At 33.5% G+C, this 6,182-nt stretch carries 7 protein-coding genes and 1 riboswitch; of the genes, 2 read left to right on the top strand and 5 right to left on the bottom strand.

The window, feature by feature from the left end; all coding sequences use genetic code 11:
• Positions 1-225 precede the first annotated feature (225 nt).
• The 5 genes from A9G30_RS04255 to coaA all read right to left on the bottom strand — a co-directional run bounded on the left by A9G30_RS04255 (position 226) and on the right by coaA (position 4,094).
• Complete coding sequence (locus A9G30_RS04255; RefSeq protein WP_141671984.1) at positions 226-876, bottom strand: 7-cyano-7-deazaguanine/7-aminomethyl-7-deazaguanine transporter; 651 nt, start codon at positions 874-876, stop codon at positions 226-228.
• Positions 877-946: 70 nt separating this feature from the next.
• Complete coding sequence (queC, locus tag A9G30_RS04250; RefSeq protein ID WP_065581414.1) at positions 947-1,603, bottom strand: 7-cyano-7-deazaguanine synthase QueC; 657 nt, start codon at positions 1,601-1,603, stop codon at positions 947-949.
• Positions 1,604-1,631: 28 nt separating this feature from the next.
• Positions 1,632-2,105, bottom strand: coding sequence for a preQ(1) synthase (queF, locus tag A9G30_RS04245; protein ID WP_065567963.1), 474 nt, complete (start codon positions 2,103-2,105; stop codon positions 1,632-1,634).
• 2 nt (positions 2,106-2,107) lie between these two features.
• Positions 2,108-2,152, bottom strand: a riboswitch (PreQ1 riboswitch).
• Positions 2,153-2,696: 544 nt separating this feature from the next.
• Positions 2,697-3,134, bottom strand: coding sequence for a DUF1090 domain-containing protein (locus A9G30_RS04235; RefSeq protein ID WP_065588163.1), 438 nt, complete (start codon positions 3,132-3,134; stop codon positions 2,697-2,699).
• 24 nt (positions 3,135-3,158) lie between these two features.
• Entirely contained in the window at positions 3,159-4,094 is a 936-nt protein-coding gene (coaA, locus tag A9G30_RS04230; RefSeq protein ID WP_065588162.1) for a type I pantothenate kinase, read from the bottom strand.
• Positions 4,095-4,263: 169 nt separating this feature from the next.
• Between coaA and yihI the strand changes: the two genes are divergently transcribed.
• Both yihI and hemN read left to right on the top strand, forming a co-directional pair.
• The gene (gene yihI, locus A9G30_RS04225) at positions 4,264-4,776 is read left to right on the top strand and encodes a Der GTPase-activating protein YihI (RefSeq protein WP_065581418.1); all 513 of its coding nucleotides are present in this window, start codon (positions 4,264-4,266) and stop codon (positions 4,774-4,776) included.
• Between the two features lie 327 nt (positions 4,777-5,103).
• Positions 5,104-6,182 (top strand): oxygen-independent coproporphyrinogen III oxidase (gene hemN / locus A9G30_RS04220; RefSeq protein WP_065588161.1); only part of this gene is annotated, 1,079 nt, incomplete at its 3' end.

Genomic DNA, 6,182 nt, shown 5'->3' with positions numbered 1-6,182 from the left:
ATATATATTATGCACAGTTCTTCGCTTTTTAGCAAAGCGTGTAGCAACAGATTGAGCAATTTTATTGCAAATACCAGAAAGAAAAACTTCAATAAAATCAATGACTTTTCTGAACGTTTTTTATAGTCTTTATTGTATGCATTGAAAATAGAATTAAAACTCATCAAAAATAATTAATGAGTTTTAGTTTATTAAGATAAGTCAGTGAAATTTAGGTTATAACGATTAATTAGTTTTGGAGACAAAAATTAATTTTTTTAGGATAAAATTTAAAATCACACCATAAAGAGGCAAAAAGAATAAGCCACAAATGATAATTTTAAAACTGTAATCCATTAAAGAAATTTCGACCCAATGATTTGCCATAAATTCATCGCTACTTTGATAAAAGGCAATAGCAAAAAAGACAATAGTATCAATACCATTCCCAAAGATAGCCGATGCTGTTGGTGCAACCCACCACGATTTATTTTTTCTTAAATAGTTAAAGACAGTAATATCCATCAATTGTCCAACTAAATAAGCGGCAAAACTAGCTAATGCAATTCGAAAAACAAAACTATTAAATTCCGTCAATGCCGATAAACCAACCCAATGTGTTTCAAAAAATAGTACGGAAATCACATATGAAAATAGCAATGCGGGGAGCATCACCACAAAAATTATCTTCCTAGCTAAACTCGCTCCAAATACCCGAATAGTTAAATCAGTGGTAAGAAAGATAAATGGAAAAGTAAACGCCCCCCAAGTGGTTTGAAAACCAAAAATATCAAATGGAATTTGTACTAAATAATTGCTGGAAGCGATAACCAAAATATGAAAAAACGAAAGCCAGCTTAGAGCCTTGATTTGCTGTGCGTGAGTAAATTGGTTTATATGTTCTGAATTAGCGTTCAGGTGCATAAATTTGTCCTTTTTAATGGGGTAAGTGAACCCAGTGTTTCAATTAATTTGAATGATTAAGGTATTCTGTTAATCCTTTATCTCGAAGAATACAGCTCGGGCATTTGCCGCATCCACCATCAATTCCGTAATAACAAGTATGAGTATGGTCACGGACATAACCCAAATAACCCAGTTTATCAGCCATTTCCCATGTTTGAGCTTTAGTCAAATACATCAAAGGGGTGATAAGATTGAAATTATAATCCATAGCAAGATTCATCGATACATTCATTGATTTAATAAAAATATCACGACAATCAGGGTAGCCACTAAAATCGGTTTCACAAACGCCAATAATAATGTCACTAATACCGTGTTGCTTGGCATGACAACCAGCTAAAAGCAAAAACAGCATATTACGTCCATCCACAAAAGTATTAGGGTAATCGCCTTCTTTGGCTGCGGTGATTTTTTGTGAATCATCAATCAAAGCATTATTGGTCGTCTGTTTAATCACCGAGGTATCCACTACTGTTTGCTTAACGCCAAGATCTTCAGCAATCCACTTGGCTTTTTCAAGCTCAATAGCATGACGTTGACCATATTGAAAGCTGATGGTTTCGACGTTTTCACGACCATAATCAGTAATGGCTTGCAGTAAACAGGTAGTAGAATCCTGCCCACCAGAAAATATCACTAGTGCTTTACGAGTTTGCATTGAGAGTTTCCTGTTAGGGTAAATTGAATTAGCGATTATCGACTTTTTCAGGATAAAGATCGTGATTAGCCAAACGGCTCATCGCTATTTGTTCCCAATTAGTGCCGGCTTTACCATAATTTGCATAAGGATCGATAGAGATTCCACCGCGAGGGGTAAATTTTCCCCAGACTTCAATATATTTAGGATCCATTAGTTTAATAAGATCTTTCATAATAATATTGATGCAATCTTCGTGGTAATCACCATGATTACGAAAGCTAAATAGATATAGCTTGAGTGACTTACTTTCAACCATTTTAATATTAGGTACGTATGAAATATAAATCGTCGCAAAATCAGGTTGCCCAGTGATAGGACAAAGACTAGTAAATTCTGGGCAATTAAACTTAACAAAATAATCGTTAGTTGGGTGTTTATTATCGAACGTTTCGAGTATTTCAGGACAATAGGTTGTAGGATAGCGAACAGATTGATCGCCAAGTAGTGTAACTTTATTCATAATTTTCCTTAGTTTTTTAGCGTGGGAGGTTCACGAACCACGTAACAAAGCGCACACCATACTCTTTTTAAATAAAAAAGTCTAGTTATAAGCGCTTTATCCTAACTTAGATGATTGAAAATATAAATATAATAACCACATGGAGCAAGCACCCAACTAAAAGCAAAGCATATTACCATTGTAAAGAATTTAGTAACGAGCCATGTTTCTGTACTTACAATGAAAGTATTATCACCAACGATATAACTAATAACATTTTCATAAACAAATCGAGAATATGGATATAAACCCCATAATATTAAAAGAGCTATCACTGTATATATGCTTTCAGGCATTTTAAATTTGAAGATCAGGGTACATAAAGGAGGAAGAGTAATTATAAAACTAAATAAATATTGTCGTATTAAATACCTTGCCGATAAACCGCCGAATGTTTTCTTCCAAAAGCTAGCCATTAAAATAACCTTATCCATTGTATTGAAAATGCTGAATATTTTATATTCTATTTTCATATATGTAAATATATTGAACATATTCAACGCTAAATCAGTGACAGTAAATAAGGTGTTAATTATGCTTGAATTCACATCCTTATTTAACTTGAATTTCTTTATAAAATTCAGCTAATTTAGTTTTAGCTTCTCTCAACTCTTTTTGAGCTTCACTTAATTTTAGCTTTTGTTTAGCTATTTTTTGGGAGTCTCTTTTTGCTTGCGCTTTAGCTAAAGCTTGCTCTTTTTCGGCAACTTTTTTAGTCTTTTCAATTACTTTTTCGGTGTATTTAGCTTTTAAATCATCATCATTACAATATGTATTGATATCATGTAATGCTTTTTCAAGCCCTTGAGCTTGGTGCAAGTTACCCGCCTTTTTTGCCTTATCAATTTGTTTTTCCATAATGTGTTTTTTGCTAAAACAAGTTACACCTTGATATTCGTCATGATTTGCTGCATAAATATTAGGTATAAAAGCGATAGCTGTTAATACTAAAAAAATTAACTTACAAATTGATCTTATTGTTAATTTCATATCGATCTTCTTCCCCTTTTTAAATTATTTTCTTAATTGAATACAATCAACTTTATGATCTTTGCCTTTAGTTAGGATAAGGCTGGCTCTTTCCCTTGTTGGTAGGATGTTTTCTATTAAATTCAATTCATTAATTTCATGCCAAAGACGGTTTGCGATGTTAAGCGCTTCTTGCTCTGGCAATTTTGAGTAATGATTAAAATAAGAATTGGGATCGCTAAATGCTCCTGCTCTAAATTTTAAAAAACGATTGACATACCAATTGTGTAGCAACGAAACATCGGCATCAACATAAATTGAGAAATCAACATAATCAGAAACAAAAACACGATTATTGGCTTGTGCATAATTTACAGCGCCTTGTAACACATTTAATCCCTCAAGAATTAAAATATCAGGGCTATCGAGAATAATTTGTTCATTTTGAACAATATCATAAACTAAATGAGAATAAACGGGGGCTTTAACCTGTGCTTGGCCAGACTTAATATCAGCAACAAAATTGATCAGTTTTTTAATATCATAAGATTGCGGAAAGCCTTTTTTATTCATTATTCCACGTTCTTCAAGGCATTTATTGGGGTATAAAAAACCATCAGTTGTCACCAAAGCCACTTTGCGATGCTCAGGCCAACGAGATAATAATGCTTGCAATACACGAGCTGTAGTACTTTTCCCCACAGCAACGCTTCCTGCTATACCAATGATATAAGGAATTTTTTGGCTTTTGCCTAAAAATTTAGATAAAACAGCCTGCCGGCTAAAACTATTACTAATGTAATAATTAAGCAATCTGGATAAAGGTAGATAGATATCACTTACTTCATCCATTGACAGATCTTCATTAATGCCTTGTAGAGAGACTAACTCGTCACAAGTTAATGTCATTGGCTCTGCATTACGTAAGCTAGCCCACTCTTTACGACTAAATTGCATATAAGGGCTTAAATGATTGTTCATGTTTTATGTTTCTCTATTGCAATTAATTCTCAAATAGTTGGCTCAGATTATACATAAATCTCATTTTTTACAATCACAAATTAGCATTGATGCTTCATCATAGCTATCTGGTCAAGTTACTGTTAAAATACTAGCTAAATCTTTAACTCTGGTATTAAATTGAGATTGTATGTTAAAAAATAAATCGAAACAAAAAACTAAGAAAAGCCGTCAAGAGATCAATGAAGAATCTCGTGAACTAAAGCGTAAACGTAAACACAAAGGTTTGCCAAGTGGTTCCCGCTTTAATAATCAAGAGAATAACAAGAATAAAAATTCGACAAAAACAGTCAAAGATCCACGTGTGGGTAGCAAAAAGCCAATTTCTTTAATTGCGGAAACTTCAAGCAATGTCACACAAGCTAAACAACCTACTAAACCAACTAAAATGGTTTTATCATCAAATTTATCTCCACAACAAGAGTTAGAACAACTAGAAAATGATCCAAAATTAGATCAGTTACTGGATTTAGTCGAGCAAAATAGCAAACTAACTAAAGAGCAACAAACTTATCTTGATAGTAAATTAAATCGAATTGATGAGTTAATGCAAGAGCTCGGTTATACTGACGACGATTTTGATGATATTGAAGATCAAGACGACAAGAAAGAAGATATTGTTAGTTTGTTAAAACGAAACTAATGGTAGGAAAATATAATTAATACTCATGATTGTATATTTCTGATATGCGAGCTGGAATGCCATTGTAATAGTTAAGTTTCGGCTCGTGATTTAATGTCACAACCTTTATTTTTTATGCCTCTAATTAATAACTTAAAAGCGAGCGAATCATAATGCCAATATTAATTATGCTAAGTTTATATTTTGGGTTATTAATTTGCACATTGTTATATTTAAATAAAACCAATCAAATAAAAATTAAAACAAAAATTAGAAATCATCGAAAACTGATACGAAAATTCGATAAAAATAACAGCACTAAACAGAGATTTAAACGGAAGTAACAGCATGACTGATATGCAATTATGGGATCAGGCGTTAATTGAAAAATATAACTATTCTGGTCCAAGATATACCTCTTATCCTACTGCACTTGAATTTAATGAAGAATTTAGCAAGCAGGACTTTTTATCGGCCGCCACACGTTACCCTACAAAGCCATTATCGCTTTATGTACATATTCCGTTTTGTCATAAACTTTGTTACTTTTGTGGTTGTAATAAACTCATTACTCGCCAAACAAAAAAAGTCACCAAATACCTCGATATTTTGGATATTGAAATTGCCGAACGGGCAAAATTATTCAAACAACGCACTGTAACACAAATGCACTGGGGAGGGGGTACGCCGACTTTTTTAACTGATGATGAAATTACTCGGCTGATTACTTCGCTAAAAAAGCACTTCAATTTTGCGGATAATGCCGAACTGTCGATCGAAATCGATCCTCGTGAAATTACGCCACAAACCATCGACCACTTAGCGAGTGTTGGTTTTAACAGGTTGAGTATGGGGATTCAAGATTTTAACCACGAAATCCAAAATCTAATTAATCGCAAACAAGATGAAACACTAATACGTTCTCTTATTAATCAGGCACGAAAAAATCGTTTTCACTCTATTAGTCTAGATCTAATTTATGGTTTACCCAAGCAAACCGTAGAAAGCTTTACCGAAACGCTCAATAAAGTGATAGATATTTCACCCGATCGTTTAAGTGTATTTAATTATGCTCATTTACCAAATCGTTTTGCCGCGCAACGTAAAATTAAAGATGATGATTTACCGAATGCCGACCAAAAATTGCGAATTTTACAAACAAGCATCAAAAAATTAACCGATGCTGGTTACCACTTTATTGGTATGGATCATTTTGCCAAACCCGCTGATGAGCTGGCTATTGCTCAGCAAGAAAATAAATTACACCGCAATTTCCAAGGTTACACAACGCAAGGAGATGCGGATTTACTAGGGCTGGGTGTGTCAGCCATTAGTATGTTAGGTGATAGTTATGCGCAAAACCAAAAAGATCTGAGTAGCTATCAAAGTCAAGTTGAACAAAAAGGTCATGGGTTATGGAAAGGATT

The sequence above is a fragment of the Gilliamella sp. Fer4-1 genome (assembly GCF_001690515.1).
GTDB lineage: Bacteria > Pseudomonadota > Gammaproteobacteria > Enterobacterales > Orbaceae > Gilliamella > Gilliamella apicola_C.
The sequence above is the reverse complement of the archived record's forward strand: the minus strand, read 5'-3'. Positions and strand labels throughout refer to the sequence as shown.